We start from the raw sequence: 19,174 nt of genomic DNA, 5'->3' as shown, positions 1-19,174 counted from the left end.
CAAGATCATTTTCAATAAGGAATATATCATGGCTGGATTATCAATTTGGCACGTACTTATTTTCGCAATTGTCGTTTTACTTTTGTTCGGTACGTCTAAGCTAAAAAATTTGGGTAAAGATGTTGGTGGTGCGGTTAAAGATTTTAAAAAATCAATTAAGGATGACGAAGACCAGAGCACATCTGCTCAATTAAAAGAACCACGCACGATTGAACATCAAACATCTCATGATTTGAACTCAACAGCGAAACATTAAAGGTAGGTAACAGTAATGCTGAATATTGGTATGGCTGAACTATTAATGTTTGGCATCATTGCATTGCTTGTTCTTGGACCTGAAAAGCTTCCTGAGGGTGCGCGATTTGCTGGTAAATGGTATGGCAAAATTAAGCGTATGGTCAGCAATGTACAAAATGATATTGATCGTGAACTAAGAATGTCTGAACTTAAAGAACAAATGCAGACTGAAATGAAGCGCATTCAAGAATTAGAAGAAAAAATGAAAGCGCAAATGCAGGAAATTGAAAAACACACAGTATTAAGCGATGAATATTTAAATCCACCTATCGATCAACAGGTTCTCTCTGAAACAAGATCTATTTATGTGTATTTAAGCGTTCAGCAAAGTACAGCAGTTCCTTTTAGAGGACACGCTACACCTAAGCAAAGTTTTATTCATATTCAAAATTCGGCGCAACACAATAAACCGTATGTAGTCTTAGCGGAGGCAGTATGAGTCACAATACTCTCCCAAATATCATCTCTTCAAATGAAGATAATCCTCAGCTTGAAGAAATGCCAATAACCAAGCATCTTATTATTTTAAGAAAATATTTATTTAGAATAGTTGGGGTCATTCTCGTTTTATTCTTTTGTTTATTACCATTTGCAAATCAAAGCTATCAAATGATGTCTGAGCCTCTTAGAGCTCAACTCCCAATAAATTCATCAATGATTGCAACTGATGTCACCGCGACATTTATGGCACCATTTAAGTTAAATTTCTTCGTTGCTCTAATGATCGCCATGCCATTTATCATTTATCAAATATGGGCTTTTGTCAGACCGGCGCTATATAAAAATGAGAAAGCTTTAGCTCTACCATTACTCATCGGAAGTATTACATTATTTTATGCGGGTGTTGCTTTTGCTTACTTTATAGCCCTCCCTTCGATTTTACATTTTTTCATTAGCGTTGCACCTGAAACGGTTGCACCCATGACTGACATTAATAGCTATCTGAGTTTCTGTTTAAAATTATTCTTGGTTTTTGGTTTAACTTTTGAAATTCCAATTGTGACTTTATTACTCATTATGATTGGGGTCGTTACCACAGAACAATTGGTTGAAAAAAGACGTTTTATTATTGTAGGTTGTTTCTTCGTTTCTATGTTTGTGACGCCACCTGATGCACTATCGATGATTATGTTGGCGATACCAATGTGGATGTTATTTGAATTGGGGCTTTTCTTTGGAAAATTACTCGAAAATAGAAGAGCAAAGTCAGTACTTTGATATTTTGACCCTTTTAAACATAGGCGAGTCTTAAGACTCGCCTTTTTCATACTCTTTAAATAAAAGCTTAATTCAACTGACATAAATCTATCATTTGATTGTCATGATTGCGCATTAAGTTGTTGGTGACGCTAAAAACTACCAAGCAAGATGCTAGGAACGAACATGACTGATTTAACACCTTTTAACGATGATTACGATAGCAATGATTCGGGGAATCCAGAATTTCACCATTTACTTGAAAAGCAAATTACGCGTAGAGATCTCATTAAGAAGACTGCTGGTGGTGCAGTAGCATTGACAGTAGCAGCTTCAGTCGCAGGCTGTAACAGTGACGACAATGACAATAACAACTCAAATCCTTCACTACCTGAATTCGACAAATCAAAAACGCCAACTGAACTAACATTTAAAGCGGTTGATAAAAATATTAAAAATGAATTCACAGTGCCTGAAGGATATGAAGCACGTGTTATTTATGCACTAGGAGACCCGCTTTTTGAAGGTATGCCTGAATGGGATGCAGATAATATTCCGAGTGGTGCTTCATTTACCATGCGTTCAGGTGAATGTCATGACGGTATGACATATTTCGGCATGAAAAATAGCCGTTATGATCAAAATGAGTCAAATGTAGGTTTACTGGTACTCAACCATGAATATGTAGATAACAAAGCAATTTTACATCCAGCGAATAATACCATTTCAGCGGATATTCGTTCTGAAGATGAAGCATTACGTGAAATCAACTGTCACGGCGTTTCAGTGATTGAAGTACAAAAAAATCCAACAACTCAACAAGTCACTCTAAATAAACGCTCTGTATTCAACCGTCGAATTACAGCTGCAACACCAATCGATTTCGCTGGTCCTGTAAAAGGGCATGAATTGGTGCAGACCAAGATCAGTCCAGAAGGCACATTTACATTAGGTACGATCAATAACTGTGGTAACGGTTATACGCCTTGGGGCACGTACTTAACCACCGAAGAAAACTTTAACCAATACTTTACTCGCGATGACAAAGATCGTTCTGAAAAGGATTTGGAGTCATTAAAACGTTATAAAATTGCTTCAAATAGTTCTTATAAGTGGCACACTGTTCAAGCACAACTGTTCCCTCAAGATGTCTATGAGCGCTGGTTAACCAAAGTCTCTGCATCTTCTGCAACTCAAGATTTTAGAAACTCACCAAATACATTTGGTTGGATTGTTGAAATTGACCCATTTGATGGTCGTCAGCGCCCAGTAAAACGTACAGCTCTTGGACGTTTCGCTCATGAAGATTGCCGTGTGAGTCGTGCCATTCCTGGGCAACCACTAGCCTTCTATATGGGGGATGACTCTCAAGGCGAATATATCTATAAATTTGTTTCAGATGCGGTTTGGGACCCTAAAGATATCAACGGCGGTTATGCTGCTGGTGATAAATATATGAATAACGGTAAATTCTATGTTGCTAAATTTAACTTTAATGAAGCAACTCAAAAGACGTCTGGTGAGTGGATTGAACTCAATATCTCCAATCCATTAATTGCTAGTTATTCAAAATACAAATTTACAGATCAAGCTGATGTATTGGTAAATGCCCGTTTAGCAGGTGATGCAGTTGGTGCAACCAAAATGGATCGTCCAGAATGGGTTGCAGTAAACCCAGAGAATGGTGAGGTTTATGTCACCTTAACCAATAACTCATTACGTGGAAGTGAGCATACAATTGATGCTGCTAACCCTCGTAACTATGCTGATAATGATAAAGGTGGTACTCCTCGCGGGAATATCAACGGACATATTATTCGTTTCCGTGAAACTGGTGATACTGTTACAGCAAAAACATTTGTATGGGATATCTTCTTATTTGGCGCAGAAGAAGATTCACTTCCAGGTGTAAACCTATCTGGACTCACATCAGCAAATGATTTCTCAAGTCCAGATGGCCTATGGTTTGATCCACGTGGTGTCTTGTGGATACAAACTGATGATGGCGCTTATACAGATGAAACGAATTGCATGATGCTCGCTGCACTTCCAGGTCAAGTAAGTGATGGTAAAGTGACTTCTGCAAATGCTGGTTCAAATAATGCCACTCAACTTACTCCTGCTGGCGCACAGCTTGATGATTCAAAGTTACGTCGTTTTTTAACAGGTCCTTCAGGCTGTGAAATTACAGGTGTAACGATGACACCAGACTATAAAGCTATTTTTGTGAATGTTCAGCATCCTGGTGGTACTTGGCCTGCAAATCACAGCAATAGTATCAGCGGTGGTAAAGGTACACGTCCTCGCTCTGCGACGGTCGTGATTACTCGTAAAGATGGTGGCGAGATTGTTGGGGAAAGTCTAGAAAAGAAAGAAAACACTCCTGCTGCTTAATTCAAACATTGAAATAGAAAATGCCGACTACGATGTCGGCATTTTTTTTGAGAGATGCAAATCAATTTTGACTATGTGATTCTGATGCGTACCTTGCTGCGTTTTTTCAAGCCAAGTCCATTGATTTCTTTTCATCAATAAATAGTTTGAGCATCGTGTTCCATATATCGGGCTGCGTATAAAAGTAGAAGATAACAGCTGCTCCATTTCCACTGATATTCCTGTTTGAGGTAATAAATCTAAATCAATTTTTCTTTCATCTTGTAAGATATCCCAAACGGCGTACTCTAAATCATACGCTTTTTGAGCATTGGGATTTAATTGCAATAATGGTAAGAACTCTTGTGTAAAGCGTTTACGCAAATGTTTGGTTTTTTCCCATGGATCACTTAATACACCATTGGAAACCACATATACACCTTTGGCAAGAACTTGTGGAGATTCACCACGATTACTCATATAAACCGCTTGATCAGAGGTTCCGATAAAAAGGTTAAATCCAGCGTAATCACATTGCTTTTTTTCTAATTCTTGGGCAAATCGGATCGGTGCTAATTCAGACTCCAGATATTGCTGAATGATATGTCCTCTTGAAGTTGGATATTCCTTCTTATCATTTGCATCACGGTAATTTGTCACAAGTGCCCAACGCCCTGCAGCAGTAATCCCCATCCATGTCCCACCAGATTGTAAATCTTGACCTGCAATAATTGGGCTATTTTCCCACTTATGAATTTGTGAAGCAGGTCGGTGATAAAACTCATCCCGATTTGAAATTAAGCATAATGGTGTTTCATCCAACACTTGCCATGCGATTGCTACAATACACATCGTTGCATCCTTAGAACTTTACACATTGAATGTACAACATTTTTTCAGTCTTTCCGTTAGAATCGACACAAAACATAATATAAAGGAAAAGCAATGCTGACCTATCCTTCTATTGACCCAGTGGCAATATCTGTGGGTCCATTACAAGTTCACTGGTATGGACTCATGTATCTACTCGCATTTTTATTTGCGTGGGGCTTGGCAACATTCCGTGCTAAGCAACGAGGATGGACACCAGACATGGTCTCTGATCTCATCTTTTACGGCGCATTAGGTGTCGTGATTGGTGGACGAGTGGGCTATGTGTTCTTTTATGGTTTTGATCAATTCCTTGCAAACCCAATATGGTTATTCCAAGTTTGGACAGGTGGCATGAGTTTCCATGGCGGCTTCTTAGGTGTCATGTTGGCCATGTTATTGTGGTGTAAAAAATACAAAATGACTTGGTTCCAAACACTGGATTTTATTGCCCCATGTGTTCCAACAGGTCTGATGTTTGGTCGTATTGGCAACTTTATTGGCGGCGAACTTTATGGCCGACAAGTCACAGATCCAAATTTCGCATTGGGTATGATTTTCCCTACAGATCCTTTACAACTCGTACGACATCCATCCCAACTTTACCAAGCACTCTGTGAAGGTTTAATTCTTTTTATTGTTCTGTGGTGGTTTAGTTCTAAACCTCGTCCACGCATGGCTGTTTCTGCTCTATTCTTAATTGGATATGGTATCGCTCGCTTCACAGTTGAATTCTTCCGTGAGCCAGATAATGGACAATTATTTATCGGATGGATGAGCAAAGGACAATTCCTTACAGTTCCAATGATTCTTATCGGGCTATGGATGCTTTGGTATGCCTACCAAAAGAAAGTATATGACTGGGGTCCTCTACAAAATAATGGCAAATAAGTAAATTATGTCCTCAAAGGTGAACATCTTGTTCGCCTTTTTTTGTGCTAGAGTTTTGACTTATTTACTTTGATTCAGATTGCTATGCTCGAGTTTTGGTTTGATCCTAAAGTTTCAATACAACACAAAGCTTTATTTTTTATTTTGATTGCGAGTGCTACCGCTACGTTATATTGGATGCAACCGCTTAACTTCGATGCCCTCTTAATGTTTATGGGCACAGGTATCGTTTTTCTTATTTGCCGTTACTGTAAAATTCATTTCGCTTCACACCATCCAACAGGGTTGATGTACCGATTATTTACTTGGATTCCTATCGCTCTGCTACTTGCCTTGATTTTCATGCATGCAAAAGATGGAGAAATTCTTTTACCTGGCGCTCAAGGATTAGGATTTATGGCTTTATCTATTTGCTTATTTTCCCCACTGTCTCTACTTCATCAACATCAGCATTAAGACTTCATTATGTTAAATTTCTGGTATTCGGAACGATGCACACGCAGGCTTAAATTGATCATTTGTATATCAACGTGTGTAGTGATTCTGTTGACAGCTGAAATTAAAAAACTTGATTTTCTATCGACACTCATGAGCTTATGTTTAGGCTTAAGTCTACACATTATTCATCATGTTTTGATCCAATCTAAGCGTCTAAAGCATCAGCTGAAAGCATATTATGCTTTTAGTCCTTTCATCTTGATTGTATTTTTTATCTTCATGCTTTCAGCGCTGAACTTTCAAAATAGCAGAGAGTTTTTTGCACTTTTTGTACAACTCATGGGTTATAGCGCAGTGGGATTATTCGTAGTGAGTTTATATGCATCTCGTACACCCCGCTGAATTTCAAAACTACTAAGCAAATGAAAATAAATATAAATTAATCACACTCACTTAACGCTTTGCTACAGAACAGTATTATTTCTACTCCAAAACTGTGCCTATACTCAAAGGATGTATCTAATTTAGATTAAATGGAGTACATCATAATGAGTCAAAATTTAACGACCGTATCTAACTTCCAACTTGAACGCTATTTAGGTACTTGGTATGAGATTGCACGCTTACCAATGAAGCATCAACCTGAAGACAGTACGGATATTTCGGCAGTCTATACCTTAAACAGCGATGGAACTGTACGTGTTCAAAATCGTTGTCTTGATGGCAACAAAGAACTGGATGAGTCTATTGGCGAAGCCACAGTCGTAGATGCTGCACATGGCAAATTAGAAGTCAGCTTTTTGCCTGAAGGATTTCGTTGGATTCCATTCACTAAAGGTGACTATTGGGTACTTAAGATCGATGAAAATTATCAAACTGCTTTAGTCGGTGAACCTAATCAAAAATATCTTTGGATTCTGCACCGTGAACCTGTGTTAAATGAATCTATCAAACAAGCGTATCTTGCATATGCTCAATCCATTGGTTATGACCTAAGCGATTTAATTCATACTGTACATACAGGACACAAAACTACTTAAGCCCTAAAATTTTGAGTTAAATGAGAGCACCCTAAAGGGTGCTTTCTTATTTCTTTAATTACTCGCTTTCAAAGATTCTATTCCGTAAGGAAGATATTAAAAAGCATGCTGCTTTAGTATAAACTGATGCCAATGAAATTTTTGGCATTGGTTTATTCTTCAAATGCCACATTCAAATCGATCAGGAAATTTATGAAAGCGTATTTAGACCTACTACAACATATCCTCGACAATGGCGGTGATAAAGGTGACCGTACTGGTACAGGTACTCGTTCTGTATTTGGTCATCAAATGCGCTTTGATCTTTCTAAAGGTTTTCCTCTACTGACCACAAAGAAAGTTCACTTCCGTTCAATCGTGGTTGAATTACTTTGGTTCCTTAAAGGTGATACCAATGTTAAATATCTCCAAGATCATAAAGTTACAATTTGGGATGAATGGTCGACAGCTGAGCAGACTGCTCGTTTTGGACGTCCTGAAGGAGAGCTAGGTCCAGTATATGGACACCAATGGCGTAACTTTGGTGCAACTAAAAAAGACGATGGTTTATACGAGCAAGATGGTTTCGATCAAATCAAATGGTTAATTAATGAAATTAAAACCAATCCAAACTCCCGTCGTTTAATCGTATCAGGTTGGAACCCAAAAGAAGCTGGACAAGTGGCACTCCCTCCTTGTCACACGCTTTTCCAGTTTTTTGTTCAGGATGGAAAATTATCATGTCAGCTTTATCAACGTAGTGCTGATGTTTTTCTTGGCGTTCCATTTAATATTGCAAGTTATGCACTTCTCACCCATATGATTGCGCAAGTCTGTGATCTAGAAGTCGGTGATTTTGTTTGGACAGGTGGTGATACTCATCTTTACGCCAATCATTTCGAGCAAGCACAACTTCAATTAACACGTGAACCACTTCCATTGTGCCAACTCAAACTGAATCCCGAAATTAAAGATATTTTTGATTTCAAATTTGAAGATATTGAAATCGTAAATTACGAATCGCATCCTGCAATTAAAGCACCTGTTGCGGTTTGATTTTAACTAATGTCTTTTGGGATCACAGTTGATACTAATCGTGATCCAACTTTACATTTCCCTCTTTAACTCATATTCGCTGGAAGAATAATCATGGCATTTCAAGGTTTAGAAGTCGTACACGTCGTTGCAATGGATCAGCAACGTTGTATTGGCAAAGGAAATGATTTGCCATGGCATATTTCAGCTGATCTCAAACATTTTAAAGAAATTACCCAAGGTGGTGTTGTGGTGATGGGACGTAAAACACTTGAGTCTATGGGTAGAACGCTTCCTAAACGTGTAAATTGGGTCATTACACGAGATACGTCATGGCAATTTGAAGGAACAAAAATCGCGCATACAATCGAGAGTGCACTTGAGCAGGCAGTCCATGATGTAAAAGCTTCAGAAAAGCCTGGATCTATTTTTATCATAGGTGGTGGAGAAATTTTTAGCCAAACGATCTCTATTGCGGATCGCTTAGAACTCACGCATGTTGAATTAGACGTTCAAGGTGATGCTCATTATCCCGAGATTCCACCTGAATTTAAAAAAGTGGCATCAGAGCAACATATTGATGACAAAACAAATATTGCATTTGAGTTCGCAACCTACCAAAAATAAAGCTTTCTAACATATAGCCAATAATAATGCATAACATCGGTAAAAGAGAGTTTATTCTTGCACTTGCAAAGGGAGCTTTTCACTCCCTATTTAGTTTATTTGTCATCTTCTCTTCGATTTGGTTATGTATGGCCTTATGGGTTCAAGAGCCATTTGGCTGGTTAGTCAGTCGTATTATCATTGGCTTTTGGGGCGCTTTTGCCTTAAGTGTTTTAGGCATATATGCAACACAACATTTTTTTAGCCGTAGTAAAGATGTCGTCTTATACATTGTCTTTTTTGCGTTCAGTTTAGTTTGGTATTTTAGCATCCCTGCCAAACAAGACCGTGAGTGGAATCCTGAAGTCGCAAGAATTCTCAATTATGAACGTCAAGGTGATTGGGTCACTTTACACAATGTGCGTAATTTTGCATGGAATGAAGACGGAACCTATCAAGAACGCTGGGATACACGTCAGATTGATTTGAATCAAATCAGTGGCATTAACATCATTACTTCATATTGGATGGGACCACAAATCGCCCACACTTTAGTCAGCTTTGATTTCAAAAACTCTAAACCATTGACCTTTTCGATTGAAATTCGCAAAGAAAAAGATGAAGAGTTCTCTGCTATTGGTGGTTTTTTTAGAAAGTACGAAGTCAGTTTAGTTGCTGCTGACGAGAAAGACATTATTTATACACGTAGCAATGTACGTAATGAGCAGGTCTATTTTTTCCCAATCAACATGGAAGCTGCTGAAATGAAAGCTTTATTTGAGGAATATTTAGAGCAAGCAGATCAACTTAATCAAGAACCAAAATGGTATAACACCTTGACCAGTAACTGCACCACTTTGGTTTTTGATATGGTTCAAGCGATTTCCAAACATGAACTGCCAGTGGACTACAGATTATTAGCCTCAGGTTATTTACCTAATTATCTGTATGACTTGGGGGCATTACAACATCATTGGGATATCAAAACATGGTACAACAAGGCACATGTCAACCCAAGAACAGACCAATTTAATCAATTTAAATATCAAAGTAGTGAAAATTATTCAAAATTGATTCGTCTGGGTCTCCCTCAGAGTCAGCCAGAGCTTGCACCTTAGCGTATCAGTTGATATACATAAAATTGACTTGAATTTAATTTATATTAGAAAGAAATAACACAGGGGCATTTCATATGTTAAAACAACTTTTAGCCGTATCCGTTATAGGCTCAGCATTACTTTTTACAGCATGTACCACAACACCATCTGCTGAAAAGCAGCAACAAGCACTTAATCAATTGCAAAATAAAACTTGGATTTTGACACATATCGGCGCAACAGAATTTAAAACCGACCCTACTGCACACAATGTTCCAAGTATTCAATTTGATGCAGCATCTAGTCGTTTGAGTGGTGCAGATGGTTGTAACCGTTTTATGGGTGCATATAGCATTAAAGCTGACAAAATTAGCTTGAGTGAAGTTGCGACTACACAAATGATGTGCGTGAATACTCAAGAACTTGCAAATCGCTATAATGCTGCCTTGGCAAAAGTCGCGGCATTCCAAGTCTATGACAAAACGCTTCGCCTACTCGATGAGAATGGTAATCCAGTATTGCAGTATGAGTCTGCAATACAACCGCGTTAACAGTTAAGCAACCATTTCACTGGTTGCTTTTTTCATTCTACACCCCATTATTTCAGTCATTGCAACTCAATAAAGTGAATCCCATGCAACAAGCTTTGCTCGGTGGCGGATGCTTCTGGTGTGTTGAAGCAGTTTTCCTTCAACTCAAAGGTGTCACTAAAGTCGTGAGTGGTTATGCGGGTGGGTATACGGCCAATCCAAGCTATGAGGACATTTGCAAAGGAGACACCCATCACGCGGAAGTGGTTTTAGTGGATTTTGATGAAAGTCAAATTAGCTTTGCTCAATTGCTTGATGTATTTTTTGCAACACATGATCCAACCACACTCAATCGCCAAGGTAATGATATAGGTACGCAATATCGCTCTGTCATTTATTATTTTGATGAAGAACAGCGCCAGATTGCAGAGAAAGCAATTCAACAGTTAAAAGCAGAAGGTTTAGATATTGTTACAGAATTAAGCTCAGTACCGACCTTCTACCCTGCTGAAGAATATCATCAAAACTTCTTTGCTCGTAACCCGACTCAGGGCTACTGCAATTTTAGTATCCCACCAAAACTTTTAAAGCTGCGCTCTAAATTTGAAGGTTTACTCAAAGACTAATACAGGTATAAAAAAAGCGACCTTATGGTCGCTTTTCTCATGTTAATCACTTAATTATCTGTGGCAAAGGCAATGTCAGCAAGCCCGGCTTCGCTTGCACGTGACATCACTTGAGCAACAGTATCATAACGTGATTCTTTATCTGCTTTAAGAATAATCGTCGGTTGTTGTGCTGAACCACCGGCATCGTTAAATCTTTTTTGCAATTCATCTAAGCTGATAATTTCTGAATCCCATGCAATCTCACCCTGTGAGTTAATGCTTACTTGAATCGATTCAGGTGGTGGATCAATGATATCCGCTGTCGTTTTTGGTAAAGTTAATGGAATTGATGGGTTAGCAACGGTCGCTGTCACCAAGAAGATGATCATCAAAACCAACATAATGTCAATTAACGGGATGAGGTTCATCTCCGTCATGCCTGTATCGTTGTCTTCACCCAATTGAAAAGCCATTAAGCTTGACCTCCAACGTAACTTTCTTGAGTCACTTTCACTTCAACTTTTTGCGCAGAAGAATCTTGTTGCAGCATCGTGTCGATTAAAAGACTGTGAGCATGATCTTGTAGTTCATTACTTAATGTACGATTAAAGCGAATACAAATGTTGTATGCGATCACTGCTGGAATAGCTACTGCTAGACCAATACCAGTCATAATCAGGGCTTCACCCACAGGGGTTGCAACTTGTGCAAGTCCTGCTTGACCGCTTTTACCTACTGCAACCAATGCATGGAAGATTCCCCATACTGTACCAAATAGCCCTACAAATGGTGCAAGTGAGGCAATTGTTCCGAGTACAGCAACACCTTTTTCAGCAGATGCTTTTTCCAAAGCAATCTGACGCAATAAAGCTTGCTCCGCAACAGCTTTACGTTGTTCAAATCCCAAAGGAACGAGTTTTGCTTTCAATCCTGCTAATGCTTTAGAGAGTTGAGCATAAGCAACTTCTTTCAGTTGACGTGTTCCCATCACACGTAAAACGACAATCGTCCATGTCGCAATAGACATTGCGAGTAAAACGAAATAAAGCGTCTTACTGACTGCATCAGCATGTTGCCAATAAACTGAAAAGTTCATACTCGAACTCCTAATAAAAGTTAGCCGTTAGAATTCAACTTAAGTTCAAATGGTTGTTCCGCTCTAAACGGGTAAGCCACGCCATTTTCCTTATAAGGTCTGAATTTTGCATTACGCACTGAGCGTAAAATCTTTTGATCAAGCGAATCAATTCCACTTGATTTTGTGATTCGGGCATTCACTACATTACCGCTAGTGTCCGCTTCAATCGATACTACAACAGTACGATCAGAACCTTGTAAATCTCGGTTGGTATATGATGGCTTCGGTGTACGAGACCATGATATTTGCCCAATACTTAAATTCTTTGGTGTATTACGTGCTTGCTGCTCACGACGTTCTTGTTCGCGTCTTTCATTTTCCAAGCGCTCACGTTCTTGTTGCTCACGTAGCTGTTGGTCACGCAATGCTTGCTCACGTCGCTGCTGTTCAAGCAACTCACGATTTTTACGTTCTTGCTCTAAACGCTGTTGTTCCTGCTTTTGCTTTTCTAATTTATCTTCTTGAACAATTGCTTTTTGTTCGACAGGTTTAGGCTTTTCAGCAATGACTTTGGGTTTAACCACAGGAGGTGGTTCAACGACTTTAGGTTCTGGTTTTGGTTGAACTTGAGGTTTCACAGGTTCAACAGGAGGTGGCGGCGGTGGCGCATCCTCTTTTATCTGAACAAAACGAACCTTAATTGGATCCTTATCAATAGGTTTTAATTCAGGTGTTTTCATCTGACTCACGGCAAATAAAACACCAATATGCCCGATCACCACTGCAATGAGCGAAGTAAGCACTTTCTTTTTCATTGAGATTGGATTTTGCATCATAGGAATGGGAGATGGGCTCATTAAAATTTATGACCTGATATACATTGACGCTGTCTTCATAAGGAAGATTTCAATCAAACTTATCGGTTAGTACAATTAAATTACGCCAATAATAAATGAGAAGTGTTTTCATTTGCAACTATTAATTCTGCAGTTTTGATGAGTTTTTTTGATCATCAATAAAAAAGGCATGCTCACGCATGCCTTAATAAATCAGTGATATTTAATTAAAAATCACTGGAATACCACAGTTTTATTACCATCAACAATGATACGGTCTTCTAAATGCCACTTAACAGCACGCGCCAAGACATTACGTTCAACGTCTTGACCTAATTCACGTAATTGATCAACTGTAAAATCATGGCTGACACGCTCAACATCTTGTTCAATAATCGGACCTTGATCCAAATCAGCTGTCACATAATGCGCTGTTGCACCAATCAGTTTTACCCCTTTTTCATACGCTTGCTTATAAGGGTTAGCACCCACAAAAGCTGGAAGGAAAGAATGATGAATGTTGATCACTTTCATTTCCCACTTAGAGACGAACTCTTCATCAAGAATCTGCATATAACGTGCGAGTACAAGCAAATCATTACCTTGCATTAACTCATCAATTTTTGCATATGCTTCGCGCTTGTTCTCTTTATTGACAGGCACAACTTCAAAAGGAATACCGAAGTTTTCCACAGACTCACGTAGATCTTCATGATTCGACACAACCTTAGTGATTTCACAAGGTAATCCACCACGTGCATGACGCCATAAAAGCTCAAGCAAGGCATGATCGACTTTCGATACCAAAATACCGACTTTCTTTACATCTGACACTAAAGCTAGACGCCAATGCATGTTGTAACGTTCAGCTACGTTTGTGGCGAAAGTTTGTAGAATATTTTCCTTACGGCTTTGCAAATTGTCGAGTTCAAACTCAACACGCATGAAATAACGCCCGCCCTGAGCTTCTGTTGCATATTGATCAAGCGCAGTGATGTTTGCCCCTTGATGATACAAAAAGCTCGATACAGCCTGCACGATTCCTGGTTTATCTTCGCAAGTAATCAGTAAACGTGCTGTGTTAGCAGTTGTCATATTCATGATGATTTATATCACTTAACAGTTAAATTGAAAAACAGCCGCGTATTCTAACTCTTTTTTTAATGCTTTCAAATTATCTTTGCTGAAATCAATCTTCTCGATCAGCAGAAAGACTAGCAAATAATTCAGATGTTCCCAACGTTTCAAGCAAGCGCTCATAAGTCTGACGACTTTCACCACGTAAATAAGGACCTTCAAGAAACACCATTTGACGCAGTGCCTGCCAAACCCACTTTTCATCTAAATGGTTGGAATCTTTTAAATGACCAGACATATAGAGAAAGTTCGTCCAATTGGTTAGGACAATCCATAGGTTGATGATCAACGCTTCAATTTCAGACTCTGTCATTTGCATGAGACCTGCATTGACGAAGGCTCTGTAAATCTTTTGACCTTGTTGCATCACTTTACCTGCGAAACGCGGGTAAATTTTTCTAAAGTCATCATTATTTTCGGTTAAATGATATACATCACGATGCAGAAAACGATAGGCCCATAACTGACTACTGAGTACTTGAAAGTATCGGATTTTATCATTGGCATTTACATCACGGTCTTCTGGCAATGCTAGTAGCTCTAAAGTTGCATGCTGATATTGCTCCATCAACTCTTTAATGATCTCTTGCTTGTTACGAAAGTGATAATAGAGATTACCAGGGCTAATACCTAACTCTGCTGCGATATGGTTAGTTGTGACAGATCGCTCTCCACGTTCGTTAAAGAGTTGCAAACTAATTTGCAAGATTCGGTCTTTGGTTTTTAACGTTTTGGAATGCGACATCCTAATACCATCTATAACAAGAATAATGACGTTTAGCCCAAGCTAACATAAAAGTGACTTGACTTTTAGAGTATTTACTCTAAAAATAAAAATCACATCAACCCTTACATTAGTGGTACTGGTCATGAACAGTCAAACAAAAACAAATTTAATGACGACTGAAGCATCGGAAGTTCAGAATTTACATGATCTTCTAGCGCTTCAGAAAGCAGCCTATCGACGTTATCCGAACCCGACAGCAAAACAGCGTATTGAACGTTTGGCTCGTCTTAAAGCAGTTTTGATTAAATATCAGGACCAAATTGCAGAAGCAATTAGCCAAGATTATGGTAATCGTTCGGTTTCTGAAACGAAAATTGGTGAACTACTCACTTCACTCGAACAAATCAAATATTACAGCAAACATTTAACAGAGTGGATGAAGCCTTCTAAACGCCATATCGGTATTTTACATCAACCTGCAAAAGGTTGGGTTCAGTATCAACCTTTAGGTGTTGTCGGTATCATTTCCCCTTGGAACTACCCTTTATTATTGGCGATTAGCCCATTAGTATGTGCATTGGCAGCGGGCAACCACGCCATAATTAAAGTTTCAAGCACCTCTCGTAATTTTGGCTATGTATTACAAAATGCTTTATCTGAAGCGTTCCCACAAGAGTTAGTTGCCGTTGTTACAGGTGGTGGCGTAATCTCTGACACATTCAGTCATCTTGCATTTGATAAATTAGTCTTCACAGGCTCTACCAATGTTGGTAAGACTGTTATGAAAGCAGCATCTGAAAACTTAGTTCCAGTTATTCTAGAACTTGGTGGTAAATCACCAGTTATCGTGCACCCTTCAATTGACTTAAAGGATGTCGCGGAGCGTGTTGCATTCGGTAAATTGTGGAATGCGGGTCAAACTTGTGTCGCACCAGATTATATTTTCCTACCACGTGGTAAAACTTCAGAGTTTATTCACCAGTTTGAAACTGTTGCGAAAACGATGTATCCAACATTACGTGACAACCAAGATTACACCTCTATAGTGAGCGATAAGCAAAATAAACGCTTACAAGGTTACTTAGAAGATGCGATTCAAAATGGTGCTCAAGTCACTGAAATTAACCCATTAAAAGAAGAGCTTGCTTCTGTACGTAAAATAGCGCCAACCCTTCTGACCAATATCAGCCCTGATATGGAAATTATGAAGAACGAAATCTTTGGTCCAATTTTACCAATCTTAGAATATGATCAAATAGACGAAGTTATCGAGTTTATTAATGACCGACCACGTCCACTTGCATTATACTATTTCGACTTTAACGATGCTCGAGCAGAATACGTTTCGCAACGTACTCACTCTGGACACTTTGGTCAAAACGCTGTTGTTACTCATGTTGCACAAGATGATCTACCTTTCGGTGGCGTTGGTGCATCTGGTATGGGCAGATACCATGGTCCCGAAGGCTTCTTCAGTTTATCAAATGAACGCTCAGTCATGTCTATTCCAAAGCTATTCAGCTTGAAATACGTACTGCCTCCGTTTAATAGACCGATCCCTAGTCTTATCCGTAAAGCCTTTCTTCGTTAAATGATCAAGGCATGATCTATCACAACAGGTCATGCCCTGTTTTTATCAATTTCGCTTGTCTTTTAAGCGTATTTTTGATATAAAACGCCCCTTGAATGAATTCAATCCGTTTTATTTTGACTGGCCATACAGATTTGCTGTTGGCTAAATCAATGGAGTTACACCATGTCTAAGGTTTGCCAAGTTACCGGCAAGCGTCCAGTCGTTGGTAACAACGTCTCACACGCCAACAACAAAACTAAGCGCCGGTTCGAGCCGAACCTGCACCACCACCGTTTTTGGTTAGAAAGCGAAAAACGTTTCGTACGTCTTCGTCTAACTACTAAAGGTATGCGTATTATCGACAAATTGGGCATCGAAAAGGTTGTTGCTGACCTACGTGCTCAAGGTCAAAAGATCTAAGGAGCAACGAAAATGCGTGATAAGATTCGCCTAGTTTCTTCTGCTGGTACAGGTTATTTCTATACCACTACTAAGAACAAACGTACTATGCCGGAAAAAATGGAAATCAAAAAATTTGATCCAAAAATCCGTCAACACGTAATCTTCAAAGAAGCTAAAATCAAATAATTTTAGTTCTTTAAAAAAATACGACCCATTGGGTCGTTTTTTTTGCCTTTTTTTTCTTCAGGTTGTTAAAATTTAATCTCAGTTTGGCATTTTTTATGCTTATACAGCTCAAAAGCCAATTCATAATTTATAAATATTTAAGGGGTGATTAGTGCCACATGATGTAGATTTAATTATATTGCTTGCGGTTGGTTTTGGCTTAGCCCTTATTTTTGGCTTTATCGCCGCACGTTTACGTCTACCCCCTCTTGTTGGCTATCTCATTGCCGGCATTATTATTAGCCCCAAAACCCCCGGTATCGTCGCCGATATCACACTAGCCAATCAACTCGCAGAACTGGGTGTCATGTTTTTGATGTTCGGTGTCGGGATGCACTTTTCACTGAAAGATTTAATGCAAGTTCGGCGTATTGCTGTCCCTGGTGCAATTTTACAAATCACAGTGGCTACCATCCTCGGGATTGGCGTCTCCATGCTATGGGGATGGAATTTTGGGTCAGCATTGGTGTTTGGCTTAAGCTTATCTTGTGCGAGTACTGTGGTACTCCTGAAAGCTTTAGGTGACCGAGGCTTACTGGATTCAGTCAATGGAAAAATTGCTGTGGGATGGCTACTCGTCGAAGACCTAGTCATGGTGCTCGCTTTAGTTTTATTACCCGCTACAGCTGTACTCCTTGGCGGAACAGCACTGGAAGGCGCTGATCCAGATCAAAATGTCTTTGTGACTTTAGGAATAACCTTACTTAAAGTTGCGGGCTTTATTGCCTTTATGCTGATTATTGGTAAGCGCCTCATCCCTAAAATTATTCAGTTTGTCGTACGCTTAGGTTCTCGCGAGCTATTTACATTGACTGTGGTTGCAGCAGCCGTATCCATTGCCTATGGTTCGTATGCAGTTTTTGGCGTTTCAATGGCATTAGGTGCATTCTTTGCTGGGATGGTGGTTAAAGAGTCTGACTTCAGTCATCGTGCTGAAGAAGAAACGTTACCACTGCGTGAGATATTCTCCATCCTATTCTTCGTCTCTGTCGGAATGTTGTTTGACCCAACAATTATCGTTGAAGAACCACTTCATATTCTGGCTGTGATTGGCATTATTATGATCGGAAAAACATTGGCAGCAATGGCGCTGGTTTTGTTCTTCCGCTATCCATTAAATACCGCACTTACAGTAGGTGCCTCACTCGCTCAAATCGGTGAGTTCTCCTTTATCTTGGCAACACTCGGTCTATCTATAGGATTATTAACCCCTGAAGCTCAAAACTTGATTTTAGCCGGGGCATTATTTTCTATTTCGCTCAATTCTGTTTTATTTTCAGCCATTGAACCCGTACAGAAATGGATTCGTGAGCGCTCGCATTTGGCTCGTTTGCTTGAGCGTAGTGGTGATCCATTGGCGATGCTACCTGACGAGGTCTCACAGGACTACCTGCGCGATCAAGTGGTCATGGTCGGTCATGGAGAAGTTGGACGTCGCTTAACAAAAACACTGATGGAAAATAACATCAAAGTGGTGATTGCTGAAGAAAATCGAGAAATTGTTGAAAAACTACGTGCAAAAGATATTGCTGCAGTATCAGGTTCAGCAACAGAGCCGGGCGTATTAATTCAAGCGCATATACAACATGCGAGGCTTTTAATTATCTCGCCGATGGATATTTTAGATATTCATAAGATTGTAGATACTGCCAAACTTCTGAATCCACAGATTCAAGTTTTGATCTGTGCAGAAAGTAAAGAAGAAGCTGAAGCAATACGTGCAGATGAAATTGGTGAAGTGTATTACGCGAAGGAAGAAATGGCGAAGAACATGAGCAATCATATTCTAAATCAAATTGAAATCGCACATCATCATGCACCATCTCACTAAGTAAAATAAAAACCGCGCTATTTGCGCGGTTTTTTCTTAGCTATAAAACTGTGGTTTTTCATCTACGACTTCCGCATGCCATTCATTCGATTGTTTTTCGAGAAGTGCAAATAACGCAGCCTGAATCATGTGTTGGGCAATCAAAGGCATATGATCACCTAATAAAGCTTTCACTTCATCATTAAATTGAATTTTCACAAGTGGCTCATCCTCGGATGCAGCGTGACGAAGCGCTAACTCGCCATTCTCAAGTTGCACCAATTCTAAAATTGCTTCTTGTGTTCCGAATAATTCTTTCAATTGCTCTATAGACATATACCCTCCATGATTCACATGGTGGCAAAATGCTGAATGCACTTTGCATAGCTTAGACTATTTTATATAAGTTCTAAAATTTATATTTC

General features: G+C 39.3%; 24 protein-coding genes. 17 read left to right on the top strand and 7 right to left on the bottom strand.

The features are described from left to right. The first annotated feature begins 28 nt into the window (after positions 1 to 28). The 4 genes from tatA to AC1M9K_RS05020 all read left to right on the top strand — a co-directional run bounded on the left by tatA (position 29) and on the right by AC1M9K_RS05020 (position 3,888). Complete coding sequence (gene tatA / locus AC1M9K_RS05035; protein WP_035266725.1) at positions 29 to 256, top strand: Sec-independent protein translocase subunit TatA; 228 nt, start codon at positions 29 to 31, stop codon at positions 254 to 256. 15 nt (positions 257 to 271) lie between these two features. Next, complete coding sequence (gene tatB / locus AC1M9K_RS05030) at positions 272 to 736, top strand: Sec-independent protein translocase protein TatB (RefSeq protein ID WP_051586559.1); 465 nt, start codon at positions 272 to 274, stop codon at positions 734 to 736. Next, positions 733 to 1,515 (top strand): twin-arginine translocase subunit TatC, encoded by a 783-nt coding sequence (gene tatC / locus AC1M9K_RS05025; protein ID WP_481588678.1) that lies wholly within the window; start codon positions 733 to 735, stop codon positions 1,513 to 1,515. Before tatB ends, tatC begins: the two co-directional genes overlap by 4 nt. Positions 1,516 to 1,680: 165 nt before the next feature. Beyond that, on the top strand, positions 1,681 to 3,888 hold the full coding sequence (locus tag AC1M9K_RS05020; RefSeq protein ID WP_481588677.1) for a PhoX family protein: 2,208 nt from the start codon (positions 1,681 to 1,683) through the stop codon (positions 3,886 to 3,888). A gap of 27 nt (positions 3,889 to 3,915) precedes the next feature. Here AC1M9K_RS05020 and AC1M9K_RS05015 read toward each other — a convergent pair whose 3' ends face one another. Next, complete coding sequence (locus AC1M9K_RS05015) at positions 3,916 to 4,719, bottom strand: NRDE family protein (protein ID WP_481588676.1); 804 nt, start codon at positions 4,717 to 4,719, stop codon at positions 3,916 to 3,918. 93 nt (positions 4,720 to 4,812) lie between these two features. Here AC1M9K_RS05015 and lgt point away from each other — a divergent pair, with 93 nt between their 5' ends. The 9 genes from lgt to msrA all read left to right on the top strand — a co-directional run bounded on the left by lgt (position 4,813) and on the right by msrA (position 10,979). Continuing rightward, the gene (gene lgt, locus AC1M9K_RS05010) at positions 4,813 to 5,628 is read left to right on the top strand and encodes a prolipoprotein diacylglyceryl transferase (protein ID WP_035266733.1); all 816 of its coding nucleotides are present in this window, start codon (positions 4,813 to 4,815) and stop codon (positions 5,626 to 5,628) included. 84 nt (positions 5,629 to 5,712) lie between these two features. Further along, entirely contained in the window at positions 5,713 to 6,084 is a 372-nt protein-coding gene (locus AC1M9K_RS05005; protein ID WP_481588675.1) for a hypothetical protein, read from the top strand. A gap of 132 nt (positions 6,085 to 6,216) precedes the next feature. Continuing rightward, the gene (locus tag AC1M9K_RS05000) at positions 6,217 to 6,468 is read left to right on the top strand and encodes a hypothetical protein (protein ID WP_179998671.1); all 252 of its coding nucleotides are present in this window, start codon (positions 6,217 to 6,219) and stop codon (positions 6,466 to 6,468) included. Positions 6,469 to 6,614: 146 nt separating this feature from the next. Further along, positions 6,615 to 7,106, top strand: coding sequence for a lipocalin family protein (locus AC1M9K_RS04995; RefSeq protein WP_481588674.1), 492 nt, complete (start codon positions 6,615 to 6,617; stop codon positions 7,104 to 7,106). Between the two features lie 192 nt (positions 7,107 to 7,298). Continuing rightward, a complete protein-coding gene (gene thyA / locus AC1M9K_RS04990) occupies positions 7,299 to 8,141 on the top strand; it encodes a thymidylate synthase (protein WP_481588673.1) in 843 nt (280 codons plus the stop codon). Between the two features lie 93 nt (positions 8,142 to 8,234). Beyond that, positions 8,235 to 8,747: a dihydrofolate reductase gene (locus tag AC1M9K_RS04985; RefSeq protein WP_035266739.1), complete on the top strand. Its 513-nt coding sequence runs from the start codon at positions 8,235 to 8,237 to the stop codon at positions 8,745 to 8,747. Positions 8,748 to 8,773: 26 nt separating this feature from the next. Further along, on the top strand, positions 8,774 to 9,844 hold the full coding sequence (locus AC1M9K_RS04980) for an Lnb N-terminal periplasmic domain-containing protein (protein ID WP_481588672.1): 1,071 nt from the start codon (positions 8,774 to 8,776) through the stop codon (positions 9,842 to 9,844). Positions 9,845 to 9,918: 74 nt separating this feature from the next. Next, the gene (locus AC1M9K_RS04975; RefSeq protein WP_035266743.1) at positions 9,919 to 10,374 is read left to right on the top strand and encodes an META domain-containing protein; all 456 of its coding nucleotides are present in this window, start codon (positions 9,919 to 9,921) and stop codon (positions 10,372 to 10,374) included. Positions 10,375 to 10,457: 83 nt separating this feature from the next. Then, positions 10,458 to 10,979: a peptide-methionine (S)-S-oxide reductase MsrA gene (msrA, locus tag AC1M9K_RS04970; RefSeq protein ID WP_481588671.1), complete on the top strand. Its 522-nt coding sequence runs from the start codon at positions 10,458 to 10,460 to the stop codon at positions 10,977 to 10,979. A 50-nt stretch (positions 10,980 to 11,029) separates the two neighbouring features. On the opposite strand, the gene AC1M9K_RS04965 is transcribed toward msrA, so the two are convergent. The 5 genes from AC1M9K_RS04965 to AC1M9K_RS04945 form a co-directional block, all read right to left on the bottom strand. Beyond that, the gene (locus tag AC1M9K_RS04965) at positions 11,030 to 11,434 is read right to left on the bottom strand and encodes an ExbD/TolR family protein (protein ID WP_035266746.1); all 405 of its coding nucleotides are present in this window, start codon (positions 11,432 to 11,434) and stop codon (positions 11,030 to 11,032) included. Further along, positions 11,434 to 12,057, bottom strand: a complete 624-nt coding sequence (locus AC1M9K_RS04960; RefSeq protein WP_481588670.1) for a MotA/TolQ/ExbB proton channel family protein — start codon at positions 12,055 to 12,057, stop codon at positions 11,434 to 11,436. Before AC1M9K_RS04960 ends, AC1M9K_RS04965 begins: the two co-directional genes overlap by 1 nt. A gap of 20 nt (positions 12,058 to 12,077) precedes the next feature. After that, a complete protein-coding gene (locus AC1M9K_RS04955; protein WP_481588669.1) occupies positions 12,078 to 12,896 on the bottom strand; it encodes an energy transducer TonB in 819 nt (272 codons plus the stop codon). Between the two features lie 213 nt (positions 12,897 to 13,109). After that, positions 13,110 to 13,976 carry a formyltetrahydrofolate deformylase gene (gene purU, locus AC1M9K_RS04950; protein WP_092766746.1) on the bottom strand — a complete coding sequence of 289 codons (867 nt, stop codon included), beginning with the start codon at positions 13,974 to 13,976 and terminating at the stop codon, positions 13,110 to 13,112. A gap of 88 nt (positions 13,977 to 14,064) precedes the next feature. Beyond that, positions 14,065 to 14,757, bottom strand: coding sequence for a TetR/AcrR family transcriptional regulator (locus tag AC1M9K_RS04945; protein WP_035266753.1), 693 nt, complete (start codon positions 14,755 to 14,757; stop codon positions 14,065 to 14,067). A gap of 124 nt (positions 14,758 to 14,881) precedes the next feature. Here AC1M9K_RS04945 and AC1M9K_RS04940 point away from each other — a divergent pair, with 124 nt between their 5' ends. From AC1M9K_RS04940 to AC1M9K_RS04925, 4 genes are all read left to right on the top strand, one after another. Continuing rightward, the gene (locus AC1M9K_RS04940; protein WP_481588668.1) at positions 14,882 to 16,330 is read left to right on the top strand and encodes a coniferyl aldehyde dehydrogenase; all 1,449 of its coding nucleotides are present in this window, start codon (positions 14,882 to 14,884) and stop codon (positions 16,328 to 16,330) included. Positions 16,331 to 16,495: 165 nt separating this feature from the next. Continuing rightward, positions 16,496 to 16,732: a 50S ribosomal protein L28 gene (rpmB, locus tag AC1M9K_RS04935; RefSeq protein WP_000048256.1), complete on the top strand. Its 237-nt coding sequence runs from the start codon at positions 16,496 to 16,498 to the stop codon at positions 16,730 to 16,732. Positions 16,733 to 16,744: 12 nt separating this feature from the next. After that, a complete protein-coding gene (rpmG, locus tag AC1M9K_RS04930; RefSeq protein ID WP_001205031.1) occupies positions 16,745 to 16,900 on the top strand; it encodes a 50S ribosomal protein L33 in 156 nt (51 codons plus the stop codon). 151 nt (positions 16,901 to 17,051) lie between these two features. Beyond that, positions 17,052 to 18,770, top strand: a complete 1,719-nt coding sequence (locus AC1M9K_RS04925) for a cation:proton antiporter (protein WP_092766745.1) — start codon at positions 17,052 to 17,054, stop codon at positions 18,768 to 18,770. 36 nt (positions 18,771 to 18,806) lie between these two features. Here the strand turns inward: AC1M9K_RS04925 and AC1M9K_RS04920 are convergent, their stop codons facing one another. Next, the gene (locus AC1M9K_RS04920) at positions 18,807 to 19,085 is read right to left on the bottom strand and encodes a hypothetical protein (protein WP_035266758.1); all 279 of its coding nucleotides are present in this window, start codon (positions 19,083 to 19,085) and stop codon (positions 18,807 to 18,809) included. Positions 19,086 to 19,174: the final 89 nt, after the last annotated feature.

This window comes from Acinetobacter sp. 24-47-67, assembly GCF_056779735.1.
The sequence above is the reverse complement of the archived record's forward strand: the minus strand, read 5'-3'. Positions and strand labels throughout refer to the sequence as shown.